Source organism: Streptomyces sp. NPDC051172, assembly GCF_040682555.1.
Lineage (GTDB): Bacteria > Actinomycetota > Actinomycetes > Streptomycetales > Streptomycetaceae > Streptomyces.
Genome location: NZ_JBFBBE010000064.1, coordinates 1 through 26905 on the forward strand (window position 1 = coordinate 1; position 26905 = coordinate 26905).

26 protein-coding genes and 2 pseudogenes are annotated in these 26905 nt (G+C 70.4%); 12 read left to right on the top strand and 16 right to left on the bottom strand.

The genetic code is table 11. The features are described 5' to 3' along the window. Positions 1-88 precede the first annotated feature (88 nt). Complete coding sequence (locus AB0N07_RS31415; RefSeq protein ID WP_365840813.1) at positions 89-856, top strand: DUF6042 family protein; 768 nt, start codon at positions 89-91, stop codon at positions 854-856. Positions 857-967: 111 nt separating this feature from the next. Here AB0N07_RS31415 and AB0N07_RS31420 read toward each other — a convergent pair. Beyond that, positions 968-1096: pseudogene (locus tag AB0N07_RS31420) on the bottom strand (hypothetical protein); the annotation flags it as partial. Here AB0N07_RS31420 and AB0N07_RS31425 point away from each other — a divergent pair. Then, positions 1044-1460 (top strand): hypothetical protein, encoded by a 417-nt coding sequence (locus AB0N07_RS31425; RefSeq protein ID WP_365840816.1) that lies wholly within the window; start codon positions 1044-1046, stop codon positions 1458-1460. The pseudogene AB0N07_RS31420 and the gene AB0N07_RS31425 sit on opposite strands and share 53 nt — an antisense overlap. Before the next feature lie 208 nt (positions 1461-1668). Continuing rightward, positions 1669-2841, top strand: a complete 1173-nt coding sequence (locus AB0N07_RS31430; RefSeq protein ID WP_365840818.1) for an IS4 family transposase — start codon at positions 1669-1671, stop codon at positions 2839-2841. A gap of 342 nt (positions 2842-3183) precedes the next feature. Here AB0N07_RS31430 and AB0N07_RS31435 read toward each other — a convergent pair whose 3' ends face one another. Continuing rightward, complete coding sequence (locus AB0N07_RS31435; RefSeq protein ID WP_365840820.1) at positions 3184-4695, bottom strand: recombinase family protein; 1512 nt, start codon at positions 4693-4695, stop codon at positions 3184-3186. Positions 4696-4755: 60 nt separating this feature from the next. On the opposite strand from AB0N07_RS31435, the pseudogene AB0N07_RS31440 reads away from it, so the two are divergent. The 4 genes and pseudogenes from AB0N07_RS31440 to AB0N07_RS31455 all read left to right on the top strand — a co-directional run. Next, positions 4756-5166 (top strand): annotated as a pseudogene (locus AB0N07_RS31440) (carbohydrate esterase); the annotation flags it as partial. A gap of 81 nt (positions 5167-5247) precedes the next feature. After that, positions 5248-6954: a DUF2264 domain-containing protein gene (locus AB0N07_RS31445; RefSeq protein WP_365840822.1), complete on the top strand. Its 1707-nt coding sequence runs from the start codon at positions 5248-5250 to the stop codon at positions 6952-6954. Between the two features lie 532 nt (positions 6955-7486). Further along, complete coding sequence (locus AB0N07_RS31450) at positions 7487-7945, top strand: hypothetical protein (protein WP_365840824.1); 459 nt, start codon at positions 7487-7489, stop codon at positions 7943-7945. Positions 7946-8049: 104 nt separating this feature from the next. Next, the gene (locus tag AB0N07_RS31455) at positions 8050-8469 is read left to right on the top strand and encodes an NUDIX hydrolase (RefSeq protein WP_365840902.1); all 420 of its coding nucleotides are present in this window, start codon (positions 8050-8052) and stop codon (positions 8467-8469) included. Here AB0N07_RS31455 and AB0N07_RS31460 read toward each other — a convergent pair. From AB0N07_RS31460 to AB0N07_RS31475, 4 genes are read right to left on the bottom strand one after another with little or no spacing between them, the layout of a single operon-like run. Beyond that, positions 8456-9187 carry a hypothetical protein gene (locus AB0N07_RS31460; protein WP_365840826.1) on the bottom strand — a complete coding sequence of 244 codons (732 nt, stop codon included), beginning with the start codon at positions 9185-9187 and terminating at the stop codon, positions 8456-8458. The genes AB0N07_RS31455 and AB0N07_RS31460 overlap by 14 nt on opposite strands. 46 nt (positions 9188-9233) lie before the next feature. Further along, complete coding sequence (locus AB0N07_RS31465; protein ID WP_365840828.1) at positions 9234-10640, bottom strand: hypothetical protein; 1407 nt, start codon at positions 10638-10640, stop codon at positions 9234-9236. 29 nt (positions 10641-10669) lie between these two features. After that, positions 10670-11494: an alpha/beta hydrolase gene (locus tag AB0N07_RS31470; protein WP_365840830.1), complete on the bottom strand. Its 825-nt coding sequence runs from the start codon at positions 11492-11494 to the stop codon at positions 10670-10672. After that, on the bottom strand, positions 11487-12095 hold the full coding sequence (locus tag AB0N07_RS31475) for a TetR/AcrR family transcriptional regulator (protein WP_365840833.1): 609 nt from the start codon (positions 12093-12095) through the stop codon (positions 11487-11489). Before AB0N07_RS31475 ends, AB0N07_RS31470 begins: the two co-directional genes overlap by 8 nt. A 157-nt stretch (positions 12096-12252) precedes the next feature. Between AB0N07_RS31475 and AB0N07_RS31480 the strand changes: the two genes are divergently transcribed. Beyond that, positions 12253-13173: an NAD(P)-dependent oxidoreductase gene (locus tag AB0N07_RS31480; protein ID WP_365840835.1), complete on the top strand. Its 921-nt coding sequence runs from the start codon at positions 12253-12255 to the stop codon at positions 13171-13173. A gap of 7 nt (positions 13174-13180) precedes the next feature. Here AB0N07_RS31480 and AB0N07_RS31485 read toward each other — a convergent pair whose 3' ends face one another. Both AB0N07_RS31485 and AB0N07_RS31490 read right to left on the bottom strand, forming a co-directional pair. After that, on the bottom strand, positions 13181-13501 hold the full coding sequence (locus AB0N07_RS31485) for a hypothetical protein (protein ID WP_365840837.1): 321 nt from the start codon (positions 13499-13501) through the stop codon (positions 13181-13183). A gap of 21 nt (positions 13502-13522) precedes the next feature. Beyond that, on the bottom strand, positions 13523-13672 hold the full coding sequence (locus AB0N07_RS31490) for a hypothetical protein (protein WP_365840839.1): 150 nt from the start codon (positions 13670-13672) through the stop codon (positions 13523-13525). 381 nt (positions 13673-14053) lie between these two features. Here AB0N07_RS31490 and AB0N07_RS31495 point away from each other — a divergent pair, with 381 nt between their 5' ends. From AB0N07_RS31495 to AB0N07_RS31510, 4 genes are all read left to right on the top strand, one after another. Next, on the top strand, positions 14054-14251 hold the full coding sequence (locus tag AB0N07_RS31495) for a hypothetical protein (protein WP_099932078.1): 198 nt from the start codon (positions 14054-14056) through the stop codon (positions 14249-14251). Continuing rightward, positions 14248-14883: a sigma-70 family RNA polymerase sigma factor gene (locus AB0N07_RS31500; protein WP_365840842.1), complete on the top strand. Its 636-nt coding sequence runs from the start codon at positions 14248-14250 to the stop codon at positions 14881-14883. Before AB0N07_RS31495 ends, AB0N07_RS31500 begins: the two co-directional genes overlap by 4 nt. A gap of 7 nt (positions 14884-14890) precedes the next feature. After that, positions 14891-15610: a hypothetical protein gene (locus AB0N07_RS31505; RefSeq protein ID WP_365840844.1), complete on the top strand. Its 720-nt coding sequence runs from the start codon at positions 14891-14893 to the stop codon at positions 15608-15610. Positions 15611-15696: 86 nt separating this feature from the next. Beyond that, entirely contained in the window at positions 15697-17010 is a 1314-nt protein-coding gene (locus AB0N07_RS31510; RefSeq protein ID WP_365840846.1) for an MFS transporter, read from the top strand. Between the two features lie 99 nt (positions 17011-17109). On the opposite strand, the gene AB0N07_RS31515 is transcribed toward AB0N07_RS31510, so the two are convergent. The 8 genes from AB0N07_RS31515 to AB0N07_RS31550 form a co-directional block, all read right to left on the bottom strand. Then, positions 17110-18180, bottom strand: coding sequence for an MFS transporter (locus tag AB0N07_RS31515; protein WP_365840848.1), 1071 nt, complete (start codon positions 18178-18180; stop codon positions 17110-17112). A gap of 89 nt (positions 18181-18269) precedes the next feature. Beyond that, positions 18270-19070: an ABC-2 family transporter protein gene (locus AB0N07_RS31520; protein WP_365840850.1), complete on the bottom strand. Its 801-nt coding sequence runs from the start codon at positions 19068-19070 to the stop codon at positions 18270-18272. Positions 19071-19075: 5 nt separating this feature from the next. Beyond that, complete coding sequence (locus AB0N07_RS31525; protein ID WP_365840852.1) at positions 19076-19879, bottom strand: ABC-2 family transporter protein; 804 nt, start codon at positions 19877-19879, stop codon at positions 19076-19078. A gap of 1 nt (position 19880) precedes the next feature. Next, positions 19881-20888 (bottom strand): ATP-binding cassette domain-containing protein, encoded by a 1008-nt coding sequence (locus tag AB0N07_RS31530; RefSeq protein ID WP_365840854.1) that lies wholly within the window; start codon positions 20886-20888, stop codon positions 19881-19883. Continuing rightward, the gene (locus AB0N07_RS31535) at positions 20885-22045 is read right to left on the bottom strand and encodes an MFS transporter (RefSeq protein WP_365840904.1); all 1161 of its coding nucleotides are present in this window, start codon (positions 22043-22045) and stop codon (positions 20885-20887) included. Before AB0N07_RS31535 ends, AB0N07_RS31530 begins: the two co-directional genes overlap by 4 nt. A gap of 44 nt (positions 22046-22089) precedes the next feature. After that, the gene (locus AB0N07_RS31540) at positions 22090-25026 is read right to left on the bottom strand and encodes a glycoside hydrolase family 2 TIM barrel-domain containing protein (protein WP_365840857.1); all 2937 of its coding nucleotides are present in this window, start codon (positions 25024-25026) and stop codon (positions 22090-22092) included. A gap of 28 nt (positions 25027-25054) precedes the next feature. Then, the gene (locus AB0N07_RS31545) at positions 25055-25921 is read right to left on the bottom strand and encodes a carbohydrate ABC transporter permease (protein WP_351467331.1); all 867 of its coding nucleotides are present in this window, start codon (positions 25919-25921) and stop codon (positions 25055-25057) included. Further along, the gene (locus AB0N07_RS31550) at positions 25918-26886 is read right to left on the bottom strand and encodes a sugar ABC transporter permease (RefSeq protein WP_365840859.1); all 969 of its coding nucleotides are present in this window, start codon (positions 26884-26886) and stop codon (positions 25918-25920) included. The genes AB0N07_RS31545 and AB0N07_RS31550 overlap by 4 nt, the downstream gene beginning before the upstream one ends. Between the last annotated feature and the right edge of the window lie 19 nt (positions 26887-26905).

Sequence of the window (26905 nt, forward strand, 5' to 3'; positions counted from 1 at the left end):
GAGCCTCGCCGGGCGCTGCCCAAAAGCAGCCGGGAACCGCCAAAAACACGGACAGGTCAGGCACTTGACCGGCCCCGTTCCTTCAGGGATGAATGTTTACTGGTGGACGTCGGGCTGGGAGCATGTCCTGCCCCGTCAGGCCTTCCCGCTGACGATGCTGATCGGGACCGCGAGCCAGCCCGATTTCACCGGCTCCCTGGACGACCTCCTGCAGGAGATCTTCGATGGCCGCTGGGACATGATCGGCGGCGACCTCGACGGCGCGCTCACGTTCTCATGGCCCGACGAGGAGTGGGACTACGAGGAAGGTCCGGAGGGGCGCGACGCGAACGAGGCGAAGCGCTGGGAGACGTTCGGCGCCATGCTCACGGCCGCCGGCTTCCCAGTGCCCCAGACCGTGCGGGACCTGTCCGAGCTCTACCTGACGTGGGGTCTGGCGAGCCGCGAGGAGACGCCGGACGGCACTCGGTGGTCGATGCCCGCCGCGCTGCCGCTGCCCGGTGATCTGTTGCCTCTGGACGCCGAACTCACCCAGCGCCTCGATGGGATCCGCTGGACGATGCGCACCGGACCGCTCGTCGACACCCTCATCAACTACCTCGTCGACGATCTGGCAGAGCCGCAAGAGGTCCTCACCTCCCTGGACCGCCTGGCGGCTGCCACCGGCCGGGACGCCGACGATGTGCGTCTCGCCCTTACGGAGCTCGTCCAGGCCGGGGACGCCCAGGTGCATCGGGGACAGGAACAGGCCGACGCGGAACGGCTGGAGGCGCACCGGCGCTTCCGCCTGGTCATGAACTGGGATCACCTCTACGAAAACCGGATGCACCTGAGCGCAGGGCCAACGGCGCCCTGAATGACACCTCGATCGGCGGGGCGTCGCGAGAGCAGGCCCACCGAGTTCGCGCGCCCCAAGGGTGGATACAAGGACAGGAACCCGTGGGAGATAAGTTCTATGGACTATGAGCTACGTCGTTGGCTGCGCGGCTGATCGGAGTCGGGCATGGCGGCCGTTCGCCTCAGGCACTTCTGCATAGAGGACGGTGCGTGCGACGCCGAGATCCTTTGCGACACTGGTGATCGTCTGCCGGGGGTCGTCGAGAAGTTCTCGCGCTCGCGCGAGCTGCTTGTCCGACAGCTTCCGTGGCTGTCGAGAGCCGCAGCTGATCCCTTCGAAGGATTACCGGCAGAACAAGGTCAAGCCCGACCACGCCGCCACCTTCGACCGACTCGTCGGCGCCGCAGACACGGTCCTCGTCCTCGACAACGAGACGGCCAACCGGGCCGCCTATGAGGGCGCTAACCGCGCCATGCTCCAGCGCGCCGAGCGCCTGGTCGCCGTGTGGAACGGCGAGCCGCCGTCAGGCAGGGGAGGCACCGCGGACACCGTCCTGGAGGCGCGCGACGCTGGCCTCCCCGTAGATGTGGTGTGGCCGCAGGACGCTGCACGGACCAACTGACCTGCGCGTCGCCTTCGCACCTCCGGCGGCTCGGCGCCTGGAGTAGTTCTGTGCGATTTCTGTCCCCCCAGGTAGCCGGACGCCGGCGAGGTCGACGGGGCGGCGCATCAGCCAACGTCGCTTCCGTAGTGTGATCTTGGTCGGGTAGGGTTCTGATCTTGTGGCGAGTGGGCACATAGCTGGTGAGACCTACCCTGAGCGGACGCGGATGGGGCTGCTGTCGCGGACCTTCACGCCGGAGCTGGTGCATCTGGCGATCGAGGAGACCGGGGTACGGGAGGAGCGTACGAAGGCGCTGCCCTCGCATCTGGTGGTGTACTTCACGCTGACGATGTGGCTGTTCACGCACCTGGGGTACGGGGCGGTGCTGCGGGAGCTGGTGGAGAACTTCCCTCTGCGCAAGGGGGAGTTGTGGCGCCCGGCTCGTACCGGGTCGATCACGAAGGCGCGTGCCCGGATCGGTCAGGCGCCGTTGCGGTGGCTGTTCGGCCACGTCGCGGGGGTGCGGGGTACGCGGGCGACGCCGGGGGTGTTCCGGCGTGAGCTGCGAGTGATGTCGATGGACGGGACCTGCTTCGACGTGCCCGACTCCAGCGCGAACGCGGCGGCCTACAGCCGTCCCTCCAACGGTTCGCGGCCCGCTGCGTATCCGCAGGTCCGCATGGTCGCGCTGGGTGAGTGCGGGACCCGGTCGCTGGCCGGTGCGGTCTTCGATTCCTTCGCCGTGGGCGAGCGGACCCTGGCCCGCCGCCTGCTGCCGTACTTCACCCCCGGCATGCTGGTGACGGCCGACCGTGGCTTCCCGTCCTTCACGCTGTGGCGTGACGCGCAGGCCAGGGGGGCCGAACTGCTGTGGCGCGTCTCGGACTCCTTCGCCCTGCCCGTTGACGAGCGCCTGAGTGACGGCACCTACCTCAGCCACCTCAACGGCCGGCGGCGTGGCGAGCGCCTCACGGTCCGCGTCATCGAGTACACCGTCACCACCACCCACACCCGCACCCGCACCGGCGGCGAAGAGAAACAGACCTCGGAGCTGTTCTGCCTGATCACCACCCTGCTCCAGCCCGAGACAGCCCCGGCCCTGGAACTGGCGGAGTTGTATGCGTGCCGCTGGACCAGCGAAACGATCTACAGGCACATCAAGATCGAACAGCGCGGCGGGCGCACCGCCACCCTGCGCTCCAACAGCCCCGCCATGGTTGAGCAGGAACTGTGGGCGATGCTCTGCGTCTACCAGGCCCTGCGTGAACTCGTCTGCGACACCGCCAGTGAACACGGCCTCCCGCCCGACCACATCAGCTTCAAGCAGGTCCTCAACGCCGCCCGGCGATCCGTCGGCACGGCCTTTTCCCCCCGGACAGCTCCGGCGCAAAATCCGTGACGTCCAGGCCGACCTGGCCCGCGAAGCCATCCGCCCCCGCCCTGGCCGATCAGCACCCCGCGCCACCAAGCGCAGCACCCCCGGCTACCGCACCCTCCGCCCCGACGAGCCACCCACCAGCCGCGTCACCCACGACATCCACATCCACCGCCTCGACCCCGAGGAGGAGATCAACACCGAGCTTCAAAAAGCCGCTTAGGAAGCGATGTTGGGCGCATCAGCAGGGTGACGCCGTGCAGGCACACTGGGGATTGTGTGAGGTCGTGATCATTCTCGGGTTCTGGTCCTGTGCGGTGGCGGGAACTGGTTTGTATCTACTCTTCTTTTACCTGAAGGCCTTTATCACTCAGCCTGCGGCTTTGGTTTCTTCACAGTTCGGGTCTTCTCCCACCTGATTCGGTCCTGTACCGCCTCTGATTCACTGTCGGCCACGCGCATGATGCGCACCTGGCCGAGGATCTCCGGGGTCAGCAGCAGTGCAGCAATGGCCCGGCGCCGATTGATGGGCGTGGCCTCCCAGTGCTCCAGCGCACCGGGGCCGGGCTCGAACATCGAGACCAGCGGATTGGGTGCGGTGAGGGTGCGCTCACGCTCCTCCAACTCTGAGATCTCCACCTCCAAGCGGGAGATCTTCCGGGCGATGATGCGCGCCTCCGCCGGGGTCTCCGGGTCCTCCGCCTCGAAGGAATCCATGGCGGCCCGCGCCGTGGCCAACTCCATGCGCACGGCGGACGCCTCGGTACCGTCGTCAGGGGAAGAAAGCCCCGCTGCCACGTCCGGCCGCGACAGGTAGGCCAGGATCACGCCGGGAAACTGCGCATCCCCGATCAGGAACGCGTCCACGTCGTCCTTCGGGATGCTCACGCACCCCTTGTCGTGGCAGAAGTACGCGGACGGTCGTCCGCCGGAGCGGTAGGCCACGGTCATCGGTCCCTCGCACGCGTCGCAGCGCATCGTCATCGTCAGGACGTGGCGCACGGCTGTGCCCGTGTGCGTACGGCGGGACGAGTCGGCCAGGAGGCGCTGTACGCCGTGCCATGTCTCGGCGTCCACCAGGGCGGGCCAGCTTGCCCTGATGACACGGCCCTTGTGGCTGCGGTAGCCGCGATACGCGTCTTTGGTCAGCATCACGCGGAGCGTGGCTGCGGAGACTGGCCGACCCCGTCGGCCAGTGATCCCCCGTGTCTGGAAGTCGAGCGCGACGGACCTGATCGAGTCACCAGCCAGCACCCGGCGGTACGCCTCGCGGATGATCTCTGCCTCTTCGGAGTCGGGGTACTGCTCGACCGATCGCGACTTACCGTCCACCAGGTCGTACCGGCGCCGGTAGCCGTAGGGCAGCACGCCGTGCGGGCGTGCTGCGTCCTCACCCTCGTCGTTCTTCGCGTTCACGTTGCTGTCCACTCCTCGCTTCGTTCGCTTAGACAGGCGCCGTGCCTCGCGTTCAGCGTCATTGATCCCGGCGAGAAGGGTGTGCCGATCGTTGTAGTTCACCGGGTTGTAGGTGCGCTCCTCGGACGTGATGTGGATCAGGTACTCGCCTGCCTCGCACAGGTCCACGATCTTCGTGCCGACGCCCATCTCACGGGACAGTCGGCTGATCTCCCACAGCACGAGCACGGTGCCCCGCCCGCCGAACTCCCTGGTCGCCAAGTCGGCTGTCAGTCGGTCGAAGGCCTCGCGGTTTCTGATCGCGTACGTACTGGCGGAGCCTGTGTCCACGTACGCCTCGCCCCATGCCCAGGGGCCGAACTCCTGCTCTGCCCGCAGGTTGTCTGCGTGCTGGTCCTCGGTAGACCTGCTGCGGTTGCCCCTGCCCTTACTCGATCGGGCGTACTCGCGTGCCGCTGTCATGGTCCCTCCCTGTCGGCCGTGCTCCCTCCCCCCAAGTGTCCTACCTATGATAGAGATACATCCACGGACGAGGCGACGTACCGGGCCAACTTGGAGACACTGGTGGCAGGTGTACGGGAGAAGGGCGGCGAACCGGTGCTCGTGACTCCCGTCGTGCGGCGCTGGTTCAATGCGGACGGCACTTTGAACATCAACACCGCACTGCTGGTCAACAGCCTCGGAGTGGACCATCCTGCTGTCATCCGCTCGGTCGCCGCGGCGCAGCACGTGCCACTCGTCGACCTGACGGCCAGGACGAAGGCGCTGGTGGAGTCCCTGGGCGTCGAGGGCTCCAAGGCGATCTACCTCTACAACGAGAAGAAGGACAACACCCACACCTCCGTCCACGGCGCCACGGTGTACGCGGGACTTGTCCGCGACGCACTTGTCGCCCAGCATCTGGTACCGGAGTCACTGGTGCGGGTGGGATGAACTCCTGGGGCGTCTCGACCGGAACCGAGGCGCCCCAGGTCCCACCCTTCGTCCCTCGCCACAGCCCCTGAGAGAGAACCGATGCACCTGCCTGCCGAGGACCGCACCGTCAGTCCGCACACCGGCTGCACCCGGGCCCACTGGGAGGCGGCCGCGGACGCCCTGCTCACCGCGGTCGAGCCGTACGCCGCTCAGGGCGGCGCGCTCTACCACCTCCCCGGCGACCGCACGAGCTGGTCCGGCCGGCTCTCCGACGGCCTGGAGGGCTACGCCCGTACGCTGCTCGCCGCGGCCTTCCGCCGTGACGAGACCGCGCTGCAGCGCTACGCCGACGGACTCGCGGCCGGTGTCGCGGGCGTCTGGCCCCGGATCGAGGACCGCAGCCAGCCCCTGGTCGAGGCGGCGTCGATCGCCCTCGCGCTGCGGCTGACCCGCCCGCTGCTGTGGGACCGCCTCGACGACGGCGTACGACAGCGGGCGGCCGCCTGGCTGGGGGACGCGCTGACCGCCGAAGCCTGGCCCTGCAACTGGGAGTTGTTCCCGGTGACAGTGGGCGGATTCCTCGCCGAAGTCGGTTACGAGACAGCAGCGTCCCGCAAGGCGATCGACCGCGGCCTCGAGCGGATAGAGGCCTGGTACGTCGGCGACGGCTGGTACACCGACGGCGACGGCCGCAAGTTCGACTACTACAACGGCTGGGCGATGCACCTGTACCCGGTGCTGCACGCCTGGCTGGCGCAGGACACCGCACTGCTCGACCTGTACGGGGGCAGGCTCTCCCGCCATCTCGAGGACTACGCCCGCCTGTTCGGCGGCGACGGCGCCCCGATGCACCAGGGCCGCTCGCTCACCTACCGCTTCGCGACGACGGCCCCGCTGTGGCTGGGTGCGCTGACGGGACACACGCCGCTGCCGCCGGGGGAGACGCGGCGGCTGGCGTCCGGGGCCCTGAAGTACTTCCTGGAGCGGGGCGCGCTGGACTCCCGCGGCCTGCTCACCCTCGGCTGGCACGGCCCCGCCCCGGCCGTCCTGCAGGGCTATTCGGGCCCCGCCTCCCCGTACTGGGCGAGCAAGGGCTTCCTCGGCCTGCTCCTGCCGCCGGACCACCCGGTGTGGACGGCAACGGAGGAGCCGGGCCCGGCGGAGCGCTCCGACGCCCTCACCCCGATCGCGGCCCCCAACTGGCTTCTGCAGTCCACGCGTTCGGACGGCGTGGTCCGCCTCCACAACCACGGCAGCGAGGACGTCCGCTATGACCCGTACTACACGCGCCTCGCCTACTCGACGGTGACGGAGCCCGCTTCGTCGTACGACAACAGCGTGGTCGTCGGCGACGATCCGAGCCGCACCGGGATCGAGCCGTTGGGGGTGGGAGCCGGGTGGGTGGCCTCGCGGCACACGGCGGGCGGGGGAGCGCGGGTGACCAGCGTCGTGCTGGCGCGCGGGGCCGTGGAGGTACGGGCTCATCTGGTCGCGGGTGCCGCGCCGGGGACGGCGGTGCGGGTGACCGGGTGGGCGGCGGCAGAGGGGCTGCGGGCCGAACTGTCGCCGGTCGTCGGTCTCTCCGACGAGCTCACCGGGGTCTGCGGCGAGCGGGACAGCCTGTTCGTCGCACTGGTGAGGCTCACCGGTGAGGTGGATCCCGTGCCGCTGGGGGAGACGGTGAGCGTACGGGTGGACGGCGCCCGGGAGTTGACGGTGCGTTGGAGCGAGGGGCCCGAGGTGCGGGTGTCGCTCGGCGGGACCGGGGCCGAGATCGTCGTGGAGGAGTCCCGTCCCGCAGGGTGAGGCAGGGGGCGCCCCGTTGAGCGCCGCCGCGCAGGACGGCGTGACCGGGACGCACGCCCAGGTCAGGGTGCTGTTCGCAGAGACGGTGCTGTCACCCGTGATGCGGGCCTCGACAGCGGTGTCCGCTCGCGGGTGTTGTTGTAACCCGTGGACAGATAGGGGAACCTGGCCGCGAGACCCATCGAGGTGGTGGCGACCGAGAGGCGCCTGCGGCCGTGGTCGAGGCACCGGCCGTGGAGTACCAGGCGCGCGGCGGTGGAGGCGTGGGCCCGGCGGTCGCGGCCGCCTCGCCCTGCTGCCCCACGGCCGGCGTCAGGGCGAGCCCCCACACAGAGCGCGGCCCAGTTGGCGCGCCACCGGCCCGACCGCCTCCGGGACACCATCCGACCGAGGAGCGACCGGCGGGCGGTGGGCGACAGCCGCGCGCGACACCTCTCATGGAGCAGCCCGTTCCCACCTGTTCACCTGTCCCGGCCGCCTTCGCGGGGACAGTTCGGCCGGGGCCGAAACGATGGGCTCCTAGCCTGCCGACATGAGCGAAACCCCGCAGGAAGCACCCGCACCGGCCGTCACCGGCATGGTCGACCACGTCCTCGAACTGGCCGCCACCTGGACGACCTGGGACGGCAAGCCCACCCACGTCGACGACCGCATCTACACCCCGCACAAGGCGATCCGCCGGGTCGCCGACCACCTCGTCGACCACCTCGCGGAGCTGGAGGCCCGGCTGGCGGGCGAGGATCCGCAGCCGGACCACTGGCACGCCTCCGCCCTGACGACCGAGGCGGACCTCGTCCCCTTCACCCCGGCAGACCTCGACGAGGCCCGCAGCCGCCTCACCCGCCTCGCCCGCATCTGGGCGAACCGCCTCGGCTCGCTCACCGACGACCAGCTCGACCATTCGCCCGGCGAAGGCTGGAGCTTCCGCGAACTCGACCTGCACCTCAAGGGATCGACGTACTACGCCGACGCGGTGGGCGACCTCTCATGACCCGGCTCACAGCGCTCGGCGGTGAGTCCTTGGTAGAGTGGGCACTTTCGTGGGTATCAGACCCTTTGGACTCATCTCCGGCGAGGGACCGAGGAACCATGGACATGGACATCCCCGGCGACAAGCGACTGGCGGCTGCCGTCGTCATGGACGACGAGGGCCGGGTACTCCTGGTCCGCCGCAGTGAGACGGAGAAGTTCCTGCCCCGAGTGTGGGGCGTCCCCTGCGGCAAGCTCGATCCGGAGGAGAGCGCCCGGGACGGCGCGCTGCGGGAGCTGAAGGAGGAGACGGGACTCCTCGGTGAGGTCGTCCGCAAGGTCGGCGAGTCGTCCTTCGTCAGCGAGTACCGAGGGCACGAGATCAAGAACTGGCAGGAGAACTTCCTCGTCAGGCCGTTGAGCGAGCAGATCACCCTCCCTCGGGCCGACCAGTCCTATGCCTGGCTGGCGCGCTCCGAGCTGACCACGGTCGAGATCGACGAGTACAACCTCGACATCGTCGACCAGGCCTTCATGAACTCCTGAGCAGCTCGGCGAGTCCGCCCAGCGCTGCCAGGTAGTCGTCCGTCTCCAGCGGCACCTTCGGTACGGCGCCGGGATGCGGGCCCGCCGCGGTGAACACGTCGGTGTGCTGCCGCCGACCGCTCCCCGTCTCCAGGAACAGCGTCACGGTGGGTACGTCCGTGTCGCACCATGCGCGGTGCAGGGTGTGCGCGGGCAGGGCGTAGGCGCTGCCCGCCGCGTACTGCCCCACATGCGTCATCCGCAGCCGCGCCGGACCTGTCGGCTCCAGCAGCCAGTCCGACGACCCTTCCTTCAGTGACTCCTCGTACCGGACGGCCAAGACGCCGTCCCTGCCGCCGTCGTCCACGTCGTACAACTCCATGGCGAGCCGCCCGCGCACGACATAAGAGGCGAGCGGTGAGCGGTGGTTGTGGATGTCCTCCTCGCCGATCGCGCCGGCACCCGGATGCCACAGGTGGGCGCGCAGCATGTGCCGCGGTCCGCCGTCGATCAGCAGGAGCTTGTCGAAGCCGAGGACGTGCCGGTACGAGAGCCGGGCGCATCCTTCCGGATCGCCCTCCCCGGAGGCCAGTTCGGCGATCAGCTCCAACAGCCGCTCGGGTGAACCGAGTTCGGCGACGACGGAGCGGGCCGCGGCGACCCGTTCGTGTTCGGGCAGTTCACCGTCCAGCGTCCCGGCCAGCAGTCGTCGTGCCGCCAGAACCTGCCGACCGCCCATGCACACATACCTCCGCGCTCACTGCTCTCGGGTCACCGCTTCCGGTTCATTCTTCCGGTCGATACATCCATACGGCATGGGCCCGCAGCGCCGAAAGACCTTGGTAGGTCATCCACATGGGATGCCGCAGCTCACTGCTGTCGGTCCGGCCCCAGGACCAGATGCCGTCCGTCTGACCGGCCCACACGACGGCCGCCGCGCCGTCCAGCCGCTCCCGCCACGCCTCCTCAAGGCCGTCCTGCGCCGCGACCTCGCGGGCGCCGGGGGTCATCAGCGCGCGCAGCACCCAGGAGGCGGTGAAGTGACGTACGTTCAGCACCTCGTGGCGCTCGGGGTCGTCGGTGCGGGGGCGGCGCACCTCCTCGCGCAGGTTCCGCAGGTCCGGGCAGCGGGTGTGGGCCGCGCCCGCGCAGGCCAGCAGCCAGCGGACGCCGTCCTCGCGGGCGGAGCGGGCGCCCGCGCCCTCGGGTTCGTCCAGCACCCGCGCGGCCCGGTCGAGGGCCACCACCGCCTGCGCGGTGTGCAGCGCGGAGGGCATGCCGTACGGCGGGTCGAGACGGTAGCTCCAGCAGCGCAGGTGCTCACGGCGCGGGTCGCTGATCGCGCCGTCGGCCAGGGCCTCGCGCAGCACGGGCAGCACGGCGGAGTCGGGCGCGGCGCGCAGCAGCCCGCGCAGCACGGTCGTCACCACATGGGTCGACTCCCGCCCGGCGCGATCGTGCTCGCGGGTGAAGCCGGCCGTGCAGCGGCCCACCTCCTCCGCCAGCCGCTCGCCGGACGCCCCCGCACGGGCCAGCGCCCCGAGCACCAGCGCGGTGACCTCGGGCCGTGGCTCCGCGCCCTGCGACCGTGCGGACCAGCCTCCGGCGGGCAGCCGCAGCCGCCACAGCGTGTCGACGAGATCCCCGGTGCGCAGCCGTCCGTCGGGCACGCCGAAGTCGAGCATGATGTGCAGGCCGTACGCGGTGCCGACGGAGGTGGGGCGGGGCGGGCTGCTCTCGCCCAGGGAGTGCGACCAGCCGGTGAGCCGCCCGCGGGCCGGGTCGTCGACCACGCACACCTTGTCGACGAGCGCGCCGTACGCGCCGGCGAAGACCTGGGCGAGCGGCCCGGGCGCCGAACGCTCCGTTGTGACGGGGGCGGTGGTGGCGGGCCGGGAGGGGCCGGCCGCGGCCCGGGCCCTGAGCAGCGCCGCCGCCAGCCAGGCGGCCACGCCGGTCCCGATTCCGCTGACCCCCGAGATCAGGTATTTGGCGGCGTCCCCGCCGAGGGAGCCCGGCAGCACCCCGAACAGGAACTGGAACACGGCATACCCGGCGGCAGCGCAGCCGAGGCTGCCCAGCCAGCCGACGAACCGCGCGGCCTCGCTCGGGCCGCCGGGTTCCGGTGCGCCGGGTTCCGGTGCGGTGTCGTCCGGTCTCAAGGGACCGCGTCCCAGCTGCTGTTGAGACAAGGCACGCTCCCTCCCCCGAGGCTTCCAGTCTAAGTGGTCAGCGGGACAGGTGTGCCGCCGCCTGCGAGCAGCGTCTCGGTGAGCAGCTCGGCGAACGCGACGGGATGCTCGGCCACACCGACATGCCCGCCGGGGAACTCGACGAAGCGGCTGCCGTTGCCGCTGTTGTCGGCGAGGAACCGGGCGGTGCGGTGCAGGAGTTGACCGCCGGAGTCGGCTCCTGCGGCGAGGGTGAGGCGGGTGGCGGAGGCGGTGAGCGCGGTGAGGTCGGGGGCGTACGAGGCGAACTGTCGCAGTACATGGGCGAGGAAGAGGGCCATCGGGGTGCCCAACTCCTCGTCGCGGGAGAGGGGTTGACCCGACCGGCTCTCCTCCGGCTCCTGTCCCGCCAGTACGGCGCCCAGCCCGGCGGCGGCCGCTTGCACCCCGGCGGCGCGATAAATGTCGTACACCTCCTGGAACATGGCTTGCTGCCGCCTTCCGCCAGGGAGCACCCCCACGCACGGCGGCTCGTGCGCCACGACGTGCCGCAGCCGCTCGGGGCGTCGGGCGAGCAGGTCGAGGACGGCGATACCGCCGGAACTGGTCCCGAAGACGTACGCGGACTCGCCCTCCGCAAGGACCTCGTCGAGGACGCGGTGCGCCCCGTCGCTCCACTCCTCCACCCGCTGGTCGCCCACGGGTCGACCGAGCCGCCCGTGAGCGAGCCCGAGGGGGTCGTACGTCACGACGGTGAAGCGGTCGGCGAGCACGTCCGTCAGCGGGGCGAATCCCATGGGGTGCCCGGCCCCACCCGGGACGATCAGCAGGACGGGCCCCTTGCCTCGTACGTCGTAGTGCAGCTCCTCAGTCATTGCTCTGCTCCTCGCTGCTGTTCTCGCTGCTCCTCTCCCGGGGCCAGTTCTCCAGCGCCAGGTGCAGGGCGGCGACGGCCTTGTCCCAGGACTTCTGTACATCGCGTGCGGCGCCGAAGCCGCCGGTGGCCTCCAGGGCGCAGTAGCCGTGGAAGGTGCTGCGCAACAGGCGTACGGCATCGGTGAGATCGGGCTCCTCGAGGCCGTAGGCGCGGAGCATGCCGTAGGTGATCCCGGCGGTGCGGCGGAAGCCGGGGGAGGCGGCGATCAGTGCCTGGTCCATACGGATCTGGGTGGCGGCGTACCGCCCGGGCCGCTCCAGCGCGTACTCCCGGTATGCGCCTGCGAAGGCGGTCAGCGCGTCCTTGCCGGCACGTCCGGCGACCGCGACGGCGATGCGGTCGATCAGCTCGGCGCCCGCGAACAGCGCGAGGCGGGTGCGCAGGTCGTCGAGGTTCCTGAGGTGCGAGTAGAGGCTCGCGTCCTTCACGCCGAAGTGACGGGCCAGGGCGGACAGGGTGACGTTCTCGAAGCCGACCTCGTCGGCGAGGTCGGCTGCCGCCTCGACGATGCGGGCGGGGGTCAGGCCGGCTCTGGCCATGGATGCAGCCCTCCTTCCTAGGATCCCTAGGCAGAAACCTAGTGTGCTCAGCTGCTTCTCCGCGACCGAATTCTGCTCCCGTGTCACAGGCGGCCGGGCTGTCTCGTCCCAGGTCTCGAAGAAGGGCCTCGGGAACAGGCTCAGGATCAGGAAGGGGATGGTCATGCGGGTGTTCGTGGCAGGCGGGAGCGGGGTCCTGGGGCGGCGGCTGGTGGGGCAGTTGGTGGCTCGCGGTCATCAGGTGACGGCCACGACGACGAGTCCGGCCAGGCTGGACCTGCTGGCGCGGCTGGGCGCCGAAGGGGTCGTGATGGACGGGCTGGACGCGGTGGCGGTCGGTCGGGCCGTGGCGGAGGCCCGGCCGGACGTGATCGTGCATCAGATGACGGGTCTCTCCGAAGTGCACGCCGGCAGGCCCGACATGAGGAGGGCCGAGCGATTCTTCGCGACCACCAACCGGCTCCGCACCGAGGGGATCGACCATCTGCTGGCCGCCGCCGAGGCGACCGGCGTCTCCCATGTCGTCGCGCAGAGCCACGCCAGCTTCAACGGGAGCCGCGAGGGCGGCTGGGTCAAGACCGAGGAGGACCCGCTGCAGGTGGTGGAGGGGACCAAGGCGATCGGCCACCTCGAGGACGCCGTCGTCAGGGCGGGCGGTGCGGCCCTGCGTTACGGCGCGTTCTACGGGCCGGGCGCCAACGACGATCAGGTGAAGATGGTGCGCAGGCGGATGTTCCCGCTCGTCGGGGGCGGCACCGGCTACACCTCGTGGGTGCATCTCGACGACGCGGCGAGCGCCACCGTGCTGGCCGTGGAGCAGAAGGCCAGGGGAGTCTTCAACATCGTCGACGACGAGCCGGCGCCGGTCGGTGAGTGGCTGCCGTATCTCGCGCGGTGTGCCGGGGCCAAACCGCCGCGGCGGCTCCCGGCATGGCTGGCGCGGCTGCTGGCCGGGGAGCTGGTGGTCGGCATGATGACCGAGGGCCGCGGCTTCTCCAACGCCAAGGCGAGGCGGGAGCTGGGCTGGGAACCGCGGTATCCGTCGTGGCGCCAGGGGTTCCGTGAGGAGTTGGGGTGACCGCCGGCTACTTCTGCTTTCGCCTGCGGTTCGGGCGGAGCGGCCGGTGGACGGTGTCGAGCTCTCCGGCCGCCGCCCGTACGTGCTCCGGTTCCCGCCCGGCTCCGGCGCACCGCCACACGGGCCGCCCGTCCGCCTTGCCCAGATGCATCCCGAGGTCGTGCGCGGTGCACACCGGCCAGGCCTGCCACAGGCACTCGGTGAGGGTGTCCTGCGCCGCCTCGGCGACGGCGGCGACGGCGGCGAGAGGCTCCTCGCGGGGCGAGCCGGGGGAGCTTTGCCAGAGCTGGTTGCCCCACCATTCCCCGTTGGGCAGGGTGACGTACACGTTCTCCGGCTCGCCCTCCTCTCAGGGCGGCAGAGCCATCAGCCGCAGCGGCCCCTGATCCGGCAGGGTCGCGGCAACGTCCCGGTTGACCAGGGCGAGGGCCTCGTCCAGCACGGGGTACTCGCCCGGCCGGACCTGACGGGGCGTGGGGTTGTCGAAGGGCCTGTACATGACCCCATCCTCTGCGGTCGGTTGCACCCCGCACGCGCAAATGTGACCCACGGCACATCACTTGAGGTCTGTACCAGGTCACGTTCGCGCAAACGGCGTTCGAAGTCCTTCGCTTTCGACGGATGCGCAGTTCGGCAGGGGTGGCGCATGGGGTGCGAGGGTCGGCGGGCCGTGGCGGTGCGCGGCTGTGAATTCGCCCCTGGCCAACAGTCAGCGGAAAGCTACCCTCCGTTATAAAGATCTGTTCGAAGGACTGCACGTTTTCCGGGTCGCGTCCGGTTGTCTGTTTCCCAGAGCAACGAGGCTCTAGGTGCCAGGCCCGTCCAGTGCGGGGGACCGGGCGGTAACGGCACTGTCCGAAAGAGAAGGAAAACAGTCACTGTGAACTACGACGTAGTCAGCCTCGTGCTGGCCTTCGCCGCCGTGGCGCGCTCGTACGCGCCCGACGTGTGGTTCTTAGTGCGGCGTCTGCTCGGCGCCGGAGTCCGCGTAGGGGCCCTCGCCCTGAGCGAACAGCAGCCTCCCCCCGCTCCGACACCCCCCGCCCCGGCCTCCTGGACCGAAGGAGGCCACCGATGACCAGCCCGCAACCCGACCCCGCCGGACGCACGAGGCGCAGTTCCGACTTCGTCATGCCGGCCGAGTTCTGGGACTTCCACGCCCGCTACGACCGTGCCTGCTTCGAGTACAGCCGCATCCACCTCGGCGGCAACGCCCTCGCAGCCCGCCGGCTGGTCAACCGCACCTTCCTGTACCTGGCCACCATCTGGCCCCGCCTGGAGGCCATGGAGAATCCCGGCGCCTACGCCTGGGCCCTGTTCAAGCAGCGCGTCCACGGCGAACTCACCGCCCAGGGCCGCAGCCCCGCCACGACCGAGACCCTTGCCTTCGCACGGGCCATCCGTGCGGCCAGCGCGCCCCTGCTCGGCGCCTTCCGCAGCGCCTTCCAGGCCGAGTACGGAGAGGAGATCGCCGAACTCGAGGACGGGCTGGGCCTGTTCCGCCAGATGTCACGGCTGAGCGAGCGTCAGTTCGACGTGATCCTGCTGCGTGACGTGCTCGAGTTCGACACCAAGGACACGGCGCTGATCATGGGCATCCGTGAGGCCACCGTCCGGTCCACCCGGCGCACCGCGATCCACCGGCTCGCGACCGCCATGGGCTATCGGACCGAGAACGCCCCGGACCCCGCCGACGACGAGAAGGAGTGACCCACCCGTGAACCGCACCCCGCGCAGCATCGAGGAGGCTCTGCGCCGTTCCCGCGTCTTCCAGGGCGAGTACGGCTACGCCGACCTGGAAGCCGCCCGGCACGACCTCGCACGTGACCTGCACGAGCTGCGCTGGATGCGGTTCCTCAACACTGCCGGGCACTGCGGCCGCACCGCCGGGACCACCCCGCTCCCGGCCGCCCTGCACGAACAGGCGGCGCACGACCTGCGCCTGCTGTGCCGCGGCACCGTCCACCACCACGGTGCCGCCCGCCGCATCACCGCCTTCGACACCGAACGCGACCCCGACGGCGCCCTGACCTTCGCCTGTCTGCTGTACCTCGCCGACCAGGAGGAGGGCGCCCAGTTCTGGTGGCGCTACACCGCAGGCGCCGGCAGCGTCACCGCCGCCCTGTGCCTGTATCTGCTCCATCTGCGCCGCGGCGACATGCGTGACGCCCAGCACTGGGCCGACCAGATCCACCGCCTCAACAGCCTCGACTGGACCAGCTACACACCCGTACCGCACCACGCCGACACCACTCCCCACGCCTGCGACGGCCCGGGCGTCCGCTACACGCTGCCTCCCGTGCCGCCGGCCGTCTCCGAACGGGCGGTCAAGGACGCGGTCGACGAGCTGGAGGCACCGTACGACGGGGGCCTCGGCCCCGTTCCCCAGCCCATTCCCGCACTCGCCGACCACTGGGACGACCTGGGCACCGCGTGAACGGGGCCGAAAATTCGGTTGCCGGAGATCGGGACGGACATAGGGTTGCCGGGCCGGGAGGAGCATGAGGCGGCGAGGGGGAATGGGTGACGCACGAGGTGCGCAGGCCGGACGGCGAGTCCGGCAACCGTGACGGCGACTCCGACAGCCGCGAGCCCGGGAGCAGCACCCCCGGCACCGCACCCCCGGCTGCCCAACCCCTTTGGCGGCAAAGGGACTTCGGTGTCTTCTGGGCCGCCCAGACCCTGTCCGTCCTCGGTGACTCCTTCGCCCTGATCGCCCTGCCCCTGCTGGTCCTCCAGGCCACCGGTTCGGTCGCCCGCATGGGTCTGCTGACGGCGGTGGGCACGGCCGCCGCCGTCCTCGCGGCGGTGTTCGCCGGGGTCGTGGTGGACCGTGCCGACCGCCGCAGACTCCTCATCGCCTGCGACCTCGTAAGGATGCTGCTGTACGGGCTGATCCCCGCCGTGTGGCTGTTCGGACCGCAACTGTGGCTGCTGTACGCGGTGCTGCCGCTGTGCGAGGCCGTCGGCACGTTCTTCGCCGTCGGCTACGTCACCGTCGTCCGCAGCCTGGTCGCCGGCGACCGGCTGACGGAGGCCAACGGCCGTCTGAACGCCACGGCCGCCGGGGCCGGGGTGCTGGGGCCGCTGGGCGCGGGACTCGTCGCCGCCTGGACCGGCCCGGCCGCCGCCGTCGGCGTGGACGCGGCGAGCTTCGGGGTGTCGGCGGCCTGCATGCTCCTCGTACGCTTCCGCGCCCGTCCCACCGACGAGAGCCCACCCGAGCGCACCGGCCTCCGGCGGGACCTGCGCACCGGGGTGTCCTTCCTCTACGGTCACCCGGTCCTGCGCTCCCTCACCGCCCTTCTCTTCGTCTTCAGCTTCCTCACCCTCGGCCTGACCGACCTGGTCATCTACCACCTCAAGCACGACCTCGGTCACGACGACGGCACGGTCGGCACCGTCATGGCCTGCGGCGCGCTCGGCACCATCACCGGCTCCCTGCTGGTTGCCCGGATCCGGCGCCGACTGGGCTTCGGGCGGACCTGGACGGGCGCGGTCGCGGTGTGCGGACTCGCCTTCGCCGGCCTCGGCTGGGCGCGGGACGTACGTGTGGTGGCCGCCCTGGGCGCGGCCTTCCTGGCCTGTATCGCCGTCGCGGGCACCTGCTCCATGTCCCTGCGCCAGGAGATCACCCCCGAGCCCCTGCTCGGCCGTGTCACCTCAGCCTTCTGGACCCTCCACTACTCCGCGGCCCCGATCGGCGCGGCCGTCCTCACCTGGTCGGCGGAACGGCAGGGCACGGCCCCGGTGGGTGTGGTGGCCGGCGGCTGCTGCGTACTGATCGCGGTCGCGGCCCTGTTCACGCCGGTACGACGGGCAGGGCGCAATAGTTGACCGGCTCACCGGCCCGCGAGACCACCCTCCTGCTTCCCGGTGTCTCAGCACGCCGGCACCTCACCCGGTACCTCGTTCGGCCATGGGACAAAGGGCAGGTCAGTCTCCACGAGGCACGACCACCCACCTCGCCAGCACCGCGGCACCGATCCCCGCCACCACCAGCGCCCCCAACGCCGCCCGCAGGCTCGTGGCCCCCGCCGTCAGACCCACGGCCGGGCCCGCCAGCAGAAAGCCGGGCCACTGGCCGATGGTGATCACCGAGACGCCCTCGCCGGCCGGGACGTCCGGCTGCCGACCCGCCAGGGCGATCGCCGCCGGGAGCACACACGCGATGCCCAGGCCGACGACGACGAACCCGGCGACGGCGAGCCACACGCCGGGGTGTACGACGATCACCGTCACGCCCGCCGCCACCGTCAGCAGCGAGACGCGCAGGAAGGCCCGCCGGCCCAGCCGGGCCACGCAACGGTCGCCCAGGAGCCGCCCCGCGAGGATCGCCACCGAGAACGACGTGTACGTCGCCGCGCCCAGCGCCGCCCCCTCGCCCAGGTAGTCCGCCGTGTACACCGAACTCCACTGGGACGCGGCCCCCTCGACGAACGAACCCAGGAAGGCGATGGCGGCGAGCAGGACCAACTGAGCGGTGAACCGGTTCCGCAGCGGCCGCCCTTGTTGCTTCTCGACCGCCGCGTCCTGCGGCAACCCGGCGCCGAGAAGCAGGAGCAGCGCCCCGAGAACACCACTGCTGACTGCCATCTGAACGCCCGGTGCGATGTCCGCGGCCGCGGCGAGTGTGCCCAGGGCGCCGCCGGCCAGCACGCCCACGCTGTAACAGGCGTGGAAGCCGGACATCAGCGGGCGACCGTGGGCGCGCTCCACCGCGACCGCGAGCGCGTTGACCGGCGTCGCCAGGAAGGTCGCGCCGACTCCCCACACCGTCAGGCCCAGAACCAGGGCCGGGACGGACGCAGCCCCGGCCAGCACGGGCGCGTTGAGCAGGACGACGGACGCGGCCGCCAGGGCGAGCAGCCGCGTGCTCACCCGCCCGATCAGGACGGTGATCAGGACGATCGCGACCAGGTCACCGGCCGCCGAGGAACTGCTCAGCAGCCCCCAGCGGGCCGTGTCCACGCCGACCTGGTCCCGGATCGCCGGGATCCGGGCCATCCAACCGCCTTGCGTACCCCCGAGGATGACGAACACGAGACGTACCGCGAGGCGGGCCCGTAAGTCGGCGGACGGCGCCGCGGCCGACGTCATCCGTTCACCCCCGTGTAGTGGTCGAGGCTCCAGCGCCACAGCAGCCGTGACCCGAGGTAGGCGAGCACGCCGAGCAGCGGGGAGGCCGCCGCCAGCCAGTACGGGACGCCCGTGTCGTGTCCGTGCCCGGTGAGCACCGCGGCCGGGAAGTAGGCGACGAACGCGAGCGGCAGGCCGAAGGTGAGGAAGCCGCCCACCGCCTTGGGCAGCACGTTCAGCGGGTAGCTGCCGAAGGTGCCGAGCAGTTCCTCCAGCCAGCGGCCCCAGTAGTCGGCGGCCGGGAAACGCAGGGCGGCGCAGGCGACAGCCGTGAACAGGGCGGCCTCCAGCAGCATGGCGCCGAGCACGCAGGCGACGAGATACGTGGCCCGCCCCGCCGTCCAGTCGAGGTGGCTGCGGGACAGGGCGCCGGCCATCAGACCGACGGCGACCGTCAGGTCACCGAAGGCGTTGGTGGGGAAGAACTGCAGCTGCACCTGCCGGTGGACCGGCATCGGCCGCAGCAGATAGATGTCGATCCTCCCCTCCTGGACGAACCGGCCCAGCTGATGCACCCGGCCCAGGCACAGCACGAACAGCCCGTGGGCCAGCATCCGGGTCGCCGGGATCAGCAGCACCTGAGAGCTGTCCCAGCCGCCCATCCCGGTGAACCGGCTCAGCAGCACGGTCGCGAACACGATCACCGACACCTGCCAGATCGCGCCGATCGCGACCATCAGCAGGAACTCGGTGCGGTACTCCAGTTGGGAGCGGAAATTGAGGCGCGTGATGCGCCAGGCGATCCGGACGGCGTTCACGGACCTCAGCCTCCCTGGGAGATCACACGGCGGGCGGCCCGCCGCCACAGGAACCGGGTGAACAGGTGGAGCAGCACGGCCCAGCCGGCCTGGATCGCCAGCTGCCCGCCCGCGCCGGACAGGTGGATCCGGCCCACATAGAGGGACAGCGGAACATTGAGCGTCGCCTGGAAGGGCAGGAAGGCGCTCAGGGTGCGGAACCACTCGGGGAAGAACCACAGCGGGGCGTACACCCCGGACATCAGGTTCTGCGCGAAGATCAGGATCAGCATGGCCGCGGTGTTGCGCACGGTCCAGAAGCACATCTGGTCCAGCAGGAGCATGACGTGGTACAGAACCAGCTGCCCGAGCAGCAGGCTGACCACGAACACCCCGGCGACGGCAGCCGAGCCGGGCGGCTCGATCACTCCGGCCGCGAGGCAGACCGCGTAACCGGCGAGCACCCACGCGGCCCCGTAGACCTGCTCGCCGAGGGCGCGCAGCGCGTGGTAGCGGGCGGGGGACAGCGGGCGCAGGTACCAGTAGACGATGGTGCCGAAGTGCATGTGCTGGATGACCGTGTCCCGGCCCGCGTACTGGTCCAGCTCCCGCAGCCGGGACGCGAGCACGGCCAGCACGGCGTACGTGATGGCCTGCTCGCGGCTCATGCCGGCCGTCACGGTGGTGTTCGCGTACAGGCCGCTCCACAGGGACGCGACCAGGACCACCTGGACGACCAGCCGGACCAGGACGGCCGTCATCCGGGGCGGGGCGTGCAGCTCGCCGAGCGGGGTGACGCGGGCGGTCCGCCACGCGTGCAGAACGGCCATGTCAGACCCCTTCTGCCGCGGGCTCCGCATGCGCGTACGCGACCCGCATCACGTCCTCCAGGTCCGCCTCGTCGATGGCGATGCCGGTCACCTCGTACCGCTCGATGACCGCCTTGAGCGCCTGGTGGACCGTGGGGGCCTCCGGCCCGTCCGGGCCGAACACCACCTGCGGGCCGTCCTGTCGCAGTAGTGCGATGCCCGGGGGCGGTACGACGTCGGTGTGCCCGTCGGCGAGCGTCGCCCGCACCTGCCAGGTCGAGCCGAACTTGCGGCGGATCTCGTCGAGAGAGCCGTCCAGGACCAGCCGCCCGTGGTTGATCAGGACGACCCGCTCCGCGAGCCGCTCGACCTCCGTCATGTCGTGCGTCGTCAGCAGCACCGTACGGCCGCGTTCCTCCACCTGGTGGCGCAGGAACTCCCGGACCTGCTCCTTGACCACCACGTCCATGCCGATCGTGGGCTCGTCGAGGAAGACCACCGGCGGGTCGTGCAGCAGCGCCGCGGCCAGGTCGCAGCGCACCCGCTGGCCGAGGGAGAGATGGCGTACGCGGGTGTCCCAGAAGGCGGACAGTTCGAGGATGTCGTCGAACTCCCGCAGCCGGGCGGCGTGTTCGGCACCCGGTACGTCGTAGATGTCCCGCAGGATCGAGAACGACTCCCGCACCGGCAGGTCCCACCACAGTTGGGTGCGCTGCCCGAACACGGCGCCGATGTTACGGGCGTTGCGCTCCCGCTCCTCGTACGGCACCACGCCCGCGACCCGGGCCTCGCCGGAGGTGGGTGTGAGGATGCCGGTCAGCATCTTGATGGTGGTGGACTTGCCGGCGCCGTTCGGGCCCAGCAGGGCGAGGAGTTCGCCCGGCGCCACGTCGAAGCTGATGTCGCAGACGGCGTGCTTGACGGCCCGCTCCGGGTTGACGAGCGATCTGAGCGCGCCGGCGAAACCCGGGCGGCGCACGGTGGTGTGGAAGGTGCGGGTCAGGGAGCGGACCTCGATACTGCCGATCACTCTTTGAACCTCCGGGTGAGCTGGATCAGCCAGACGGTCACCGCGAGTGAGGCGGCGGAGAGCGCGGTCAGCAGCCAGGGGACGGCGTGGATGCCCGAGGCCTCGATGCCCGCCCCCAGCAGCGGCGGAGCCGCCACTCCGCCGGTCATCGACGCGGCGATGACCCAGGCACCGGCGCGCCTCGCCTGGGGAAGCGCCCTGTTCAGCCAGGGCAGTCCGGTCGGGAAGACCGGCGCGATGAACAACCCAACACCGGCGTAGGCCACCGGCGCCACTCCTTTTACACGTGCCAACAGCAGACACACCGTCATGCCGGCCGCGCAGAACGTCAGGATCCGCTCGGGGGAGTACTTCAGGGTGATCGGCACGACGAGGAAACGGCCCGCCGTCATCATCAGCCAGTACACGGAGGTCGCCGAGGCGGCCACGGCCGCGCTGTAGCCGACGGTCTCCAGATGCGTGGGCTCCCAGCCGCCCACACCTGCCTCCACACCGACGTTCAGGATGTACAGGGCGAGGAAGCCGACCAGGATGCGGGGAAGGCCGCCTGACGATCCGGGTTGCTGTTCCTTCTCCGACGGCTCGGCCGGGCGCGTCCGTACGCCGCTCGATCCCAGCGGGACGAGCACGGCGGCCAGCACCGCACACGCCCCGAAGGCGTACGCGTACGCGTCCGCACCCAGCCAGGCCACCACCGCGGGGCCGAGCACCGCCCCGATGCCGAAGTGGGCGTTGAGCACGTTCAGCATCGCCGTGGAACGGTCACCGAAGCCGACCGCGAACAGCTGGTTGAGGCCGTAGTCGATGCCGCCGAAGCCGAGGCCGCCGAGGAAGGCGGCGGCGAGCGCGAGGGGCCAGTTCGGGGCGAGCGCGAAGCCCGCACCGCCCAGCGCCATCAGACCGTAACTCGCCGCCAGCAGCGCCCTGTTGCTGATCCGGGAGTGGATCGCGTTGAAGGCCAGGACGCCCGCGACGCCGCCCGTGAAGTGCAGGCTCAGACCGAGCCCGGCACCGGACGGGGACAGGGCGAACTCCGCGCGCAGGCCCGGCACCGCGGGGCCGTACAGAGCCTGGAGCATGCCGATGAGGACGAAGCCGAGGCAGGACGCGACCGCGGCCGGCCGACTACAGAGTCTTCTGGGGGGCACCACCCCCAGACCCCCGTGCCGACCGGCCGCAGTGGACGGTATGTCCGTGTCCGTCAACTGATCTCCGAGAACACGAAGGAGAACTCGGCCGGCTCGGCACGCAGCGCGTACTGCGGCAGAACACCCGGGCCGCACGACCCGGTGCCGATGCCGTGCAGGCCGTGGTCGAGGTTGACCCACACGGTGTCACCGGGTGTGAGGTCGGTGCGGTGCGCGGCCGCGTCCAGCTGTTCCGTGGTCCAGCGCCGGGCGCTGAAGGAGAACTCCGGATCGCCCTCGATGCGCAGCCCGCCGATCTCCGCCCAGCGGACGTCGGCGCGGGCGCCGTTCTCCTGCGGGCGGAGGTACGGCGTCTGCAGTCCGTCGACCGTGGACTCCCAACGGCCGAGCTGCGAGGCCGACTTGGTGTCCGCGTACCCCTCGCCGGGGCCGCCACCGAACCAGCGCACGCGATCGGCGCTCGCGTCGAGCCCGAAGCGGACGCCGAGCCGCGGCAGCGGCACCGTCCACTCACCCTCCGGGCCCACCGAGACCGTCAGCTTCAGCCGGTTGCCGTCGGAGGTCCAGCGGTACACGGTCGCGAGGCCGAACTCCCAGGCGGCGGGGGCCACCCGGGTCCGCACGGTCAGCGCGTCGTCGCCGGTCTCCACGCCGTCGAGCCGGTGCCGCATGCGGTGCAGGCCGTACTTGCGCCACAGCTCCGCGAAGCTGGTGCCGGTCACCCATTCGGCGCCCTCGTCGTTGTCGGTGGTCGCCCGCCACACGTCGAGGCGCAGGCCGTTCACCGCGACCCCGCCGATGGTCCTCAGCGCACCGGTGCGGGCGTCGAAGGAGGCCGGGCCCAGGGTGATGACACGCTCGCCGAGGACGGGTCCGTCGGTCGCCGCAATCCTCGGCGACGGCCTCGCGGCCACCGCGAACTGCCCCCACGCCACCGGGTGGCCCTTGGGCGCCCAGGTCGTGTCGGCCGCGAGCGAGGCCCGCACCGTCCACTGCGTCTCGCCGCCGCCACCGTCGGCGGGCGGCTCGGGCAGCTTCACCTCGCCCGACTCGCCCGGGGCCAGCGCGGGCACCGACAGGGAGCCCGACTCCACCGTCTCGCCGTCCACTTGGTAGGACCACTCGAACGCAAAGGCGGACAGGTCGGCGAAGTCCTGCTTGTTCGTCACCCGTACGGTGCCGGCGGAGCCTCCCCCAAACTCCGTTTGGGGGGACCCCCAGCCCTCGATGCCGACCGGCTCGACGACCTTCTTGAACTCCACAAGGCCCGGCGACGGAGTCCGGTCGGGGAACAGCAGTCCGTCGCAGACGAAGTTCCCGTCGTGCAGCTCCTCGCCGAAGTCGCCGCCGTAGGCGTAGCCCAGCTCGGGGTGGGTGATGCCGTGGTCGATCCACTCCCACACGAAGGCGCCCTGGAGACGCTCGTACGTCTCGAACAGCCGCTGGTAGTCGGCGAGTCCGCCGGGGCCGTTGCCCATGGCGTGCGCGTACTCGCAGAGGATGAAGGGGAGCCGGCGCCGCTTGTGCGTGCCCCCGTCCAGCTCCTGGCCGATCTGCTCGACCTCGGCGTGGGAGGCGTACATCCGCGAGTACATGTCCGTGTCACGGGAGTTCCAGTCGCCCTCGTAGTGCACGAGGCGTGAGGCGTCCCGGCCGTGGATCCACTCGGCCATGGCGGTGAGGCCGCGCCCGGTGCCGGCCTCGTTGCCCAGCGACCAGATGACGACCGACGGGTGGTTCTTGTCCCGCTCGACCATGCGGGCGGCGCGGTCGAGGAGGGCCGGGGTCCAGCGGTCGTCGTCGACCGGGTTGTCCCGCCAGGCCTGCTCGGTGAAGCCGTGGGTCTCCAGGTCGCACTCGTCGATGACCCACAGGCCGTACTCGTCGCACAGGTCGAGGAAGGCCGGGTGCGGCGGGTAGTGGGAGGTGCGGACGGCGTTGACGTTGTGCCGCTTCATCAGCAGCACGTCCTCGCGCATGGTGTCGAGGTCGAGGGCGCGGCCCTTCTCCGGGTGCCACTCGTGGCGGTTGACGCCCTTGAAGAGGACCGCCTTGCCGTTGACCTTGATCAGACCGTCCTCGAGGACGACGGTCCGGAAGCCGATGCGCAGCGGGACACGCTCGCCGTCCGTGGCCAGTACGCCGTCGTACAGCTTCGGCGTCTCGGCGGTCCATGCCTCGACGGGCACCGTCACCGACTCTCCGGTCGAGACATCGATGTCCAGGGCGGGCACGGTCACCCGCCCGTCGACGTCGGAGTCGACGCGCAGGGTGCCCTCGCCGGTGACGTGGTCGTAGGAGGCGTGCACGAAGAAGTCGAGGGCGCTGCCCGCCGGGCGGTGCAGCAGCGTCACGTCACGGAAGATGCCGGGCAGCCACCACTGGTCCTGGTCCTCCAGGTAGGAGCCGGCGGACCACTGGTGCACGCGTACGGCGAGCACGTTGCCGCTGGGCTTCAGCAGGTGCCCGACCGCGAACTCGTGCGGCAGCCGGGAGCCCTTGAACTCGCCGATGTCCGTGCCGTTCAGCCAGACGCGGGCGCAGGACTCGACGCCGTCGAACCGGATCACCGCACCGCCGTCGGCCGGCCAGTCCGCGGGCAGGTCGAAGACGCGCAGATGGTCGCCGGTCGGGTTCTCGGTCGGGACGTGCGGCGGGTCGACCGGGAAGGGGTAGAGGTGGTTGGTGTAGATGGGCAGGCCGAAGGCGCCGTCGCCCTGGAGGACCCAGTGGCCGGGGACCGTGACCTCGGGCCAGCCGTCGGCGTCGAATCCGGGCTCGGCGAACGAGTCGTCCTCGGCGTCGATGGTCGGCGATACGCGCAGCCGCCAACTTCCGTTCAGGGAGAGCGACTTGGCGTCGGAGGACGGGTACCAGGCGCGGGGCTGGAGGGCCCCGCTGCCGGGGGATACGTCCTCGACGTAGTCGATGGATGGGGGTCCCCCCGCTCGAGCGGAGCCGAGAGTGGGGGAGGTGGTGCGGGAAGTCATCGGTCTCCAGGTCTCGGGATTGCGGGTGTCAGCCCTTGATACCGGTCTGCGCGATCCCCTGGACCAGCCAGCGCTGGAGGAAGAGGAACACGAAGATCAGGGGCAGGATGGAGATGGCGGTGGCCATGAAGATCAGATGGAAGTTCACGGTCTGGTTGGTCATGAAGGAGGACAGCGCGATCTGGACGGTCCAGGAGCTCGGGTCCTGGCCGATGACCAGCGGCCACAGGAAGGAGTTCCAGGCGCTGATGAACGTGATCGTGGCGATCGCCGCGAAGAAGTTCAGCGAGTTGGGCACGACGATCCGCCAGTACGCGCCCCAGTAGCCGAGCCCGTCCACGCGTGCCGCCTCCTCCAGCTCCTTCGGGAATCCGAGGAAGTACTGCCGGAAAAGGAAGCAGGTGAAACCACTGAAAAGGCCCGGGATGATCAGACCGCGGTAGGTGTCCACCCAGCCGAGTGAAGAGACCAGCACGAAGCTGGGCACGAAGGTGACGGCCGTCGGGACCATCAGGGTCGCCAGGACCGCGTAGAAGACCTTGTTGGCGTGCTTGTACGGGATGCGGGCCAGGCCGTAGCCGGCCAGCGAACAGACCAGCAGAGTGCCGAAGGTGGTCAGGACGGCGACCACCAGCGAGTTGATCATGGAGCGGCCGAAGTCGACCGTGGGGTCGTCGAACAGCTCGGAGATGTTGCCCCATTGGAAGGAGGGCAGCACCTTCCAGTTCTCGCCCGTGATCTCCAGGTCCGTGGAGAGGGAGTTGCGGACGATCAGGTAGAACGGGATCAGGAAGAGCAGCGCGGCGACGCCGACGGCGATGTACAGCCCTGTGTTGCCGAATACGCCCCGGCCCTTCTTGCGCTGCTTGCCGACCTGAGGTGCGGTGGTGGTCACTTGGACTCATCCCCCCTTCCGAAGCCCATGAACTTGCCCTGGATCAGGGTGACGAGGCAGATGAGCAGCGACAGGATGACCGCGCCCGCGCTGCCGGCGCCGTAGTCCTGGCTGGTGCCGAGGGCCGATTTGTAGAGCACCATGAGCGGTGTCTGGGCCCAGGTCGCCTTCTGTCCGATGATGTTGAAGAACTCGTCGAACGCCTGGTAGGCGGCGATGAGCAGCAGCAGGATCACCGCGGTCGAGGTGGCGCGCAGCTGCGGCAGCGTGATGTACCGGAAGGTCTGCCAGCCCTTCTTCGCCCCGTCGATGGCGGCGGCCTCGTACAGCTCGGTCGGGATGTTCTGCAGCGCCGCCAGGAAGAGGATCATGTAGAAACCGGACTGGATCCACAGTCGCAGGGTCACGATGACCAGCCAGTACCAGGGCGGGGTGGGGTTCGACATCCATGCGATGGTGTCGGCGCCGAACCAGCCGATGACCGTGTTCGCGAGTCCGAAGCGGACGCCGCTGAAGATGGACATCTTCCAGATCAGGGCGGCGGCCACGTACGAGACGGCGGTCGGCAGGAAGAACACCGAGCGGAAGAACGCCCGCATGAAGCGCAGCCGGTTGACCAGCAGCGCGAGGCCCAGCGACAGCGCCCAGGTGGTCGGCACGATGAACGCGGCGAACACGGTGAACGTCACCAGTGAACCGGGGAACTCGCTGTTGGTCAGGATCTGCTTGTAGTTGTCGAAACCGATGAAATGGCTCGGCGTGACGGTGTAGCGGGCGTCGAAGAAGCTGAGCCAGATGCTCCAGACGATCGGCACGAAGACGAAGATCGCCAGGCCGATCAGGAAGGGCCCGGTGAAGAGCCAGAAGTTCAGGGTGGCGTTGCCCCGCAGGCCCCGCCGCGGCCGGGCCGGGGAGGCCTTGGCCGGGGCGGGCTGGGCGACCCCGCGTGTGGTGGTGGTCGACATGTCGTGGTCTTCCCGGCGG

Bases quoted from the DNA above. Each gene is read 5' to 3' on its own strand.
- AB0N07_RS31415 (WP_365840813.1), top strand. From the start codon at position 89: ATGAATGTTTACTGGTGGACGTCGGGCTGGGAGCATGTCCTGCCCCGT.
- AB0N07_RS31430 (WP_365840818.1), top strand. From the start codon at position 1,669: ATGGGGCTGCTGTCGCGGACCTTCACGCCGGAGCTGGTGCATCTGGCG.
- AB0N07_RS31435 (WP_365840820.1), bottom strand. From the start codon at position 4,695: ATGACAGCGGCACGCGAGTACGCCCGATCGAGTAAGGGCAGGGGCAAC.
- AB0N07_RS31445 (WP_365840822.1), top strand. From the start codon at position 5,248: ATGCACCTGCCTGCCGAGGACCGCACCGTCAGTCCGCACACCGGCTGC.
- AB0N07_RS31450 (WP_365840824.1), top strand. From the start codon at position 7,487: ATGAGCGAAACCCCGCAGGAAGCACCCGCACCGGCCGTCACCGGCATG.
- AB0N07_RS31455 (WP_365840902.1), top strand. From the start codon at position 8,050: ATGGACATCCCCGGCGACAAGCGACTGGCGGCTGCCGTCGTCATGGAC.
- AB0N07_RS31460 (WP_365840826.1), bottom strand. From the start codon at position 9,187: ATGGGCGGTCGGCAGGTTCTGGCGGCACGACGACTGCTGGCCGGGACG.
- AB0N07_RS31470 (WP_365840830.1), bottom strand. From the start codon at position 11,494: ATGACTGAGGAGCTGCACTACGACGTACGAGGCAAGGGGCCCGTCCTG.
- AB0N07_RS31475 (WP_365840833.1), bottom strand. From the start codon at position 12,095: ATGGCCAGAGCCGGCCTGACCCCCGCCCGCATCGTCGAGGCGGCAGCC.
- AB0N07_RS31480 (WP_365840835.1), top strand. From the start codon at position 12,253: ATGGTCATGCGGGTGTTCGTGGCAGGCGGGAGCGGGGTCCTGGGGCGG.
- AB0N07_RS31490 (WP_365840839.1), bottom strand. From the start codon at position 13,672: ATGTACAGGCCCTTCGACAACCCCACGCCCCGTCAGGTCCGGCCGGGC.
- AB0N07_RS31500 (WP_365840842.1), top strand. From the start codon at position 14,248: ATGACCAGCCCGCAACCCGACCCCGCCGGACGCACGAGGCGCAGTTCC.
- AB0N07_RS31515 (WP_365840848.1), bottom strand. From the start codon at position 18,180: ATGGCCCGGATCCCGGCGATCCGGGACCAGGTCGGCGTGGACACGGCC.
- AB0N07_RS31525 (WP_365840852.1), bottom strand. From the start codon at position 19,879: ATGGCCGTTCTGCACGCGTGGCGGACCGCCCGCGTCACCCCGCTCGGC.
- AB0N07_RS31540 (WP_365840857.1), bottom strand. From the start codon at position 25,026: ATGACTTCCCGCACCACCTCCCCCACTCTCGGCTCCGCTCGAGCGGGG.
- AB0N07_RS31550 (WP_365840859.1), bottom strand. From the start codon at position 26,886: ATGTCGACCACCACCACACGCGGGGTCGCCCAGCCCGCCCCGGCCAAG.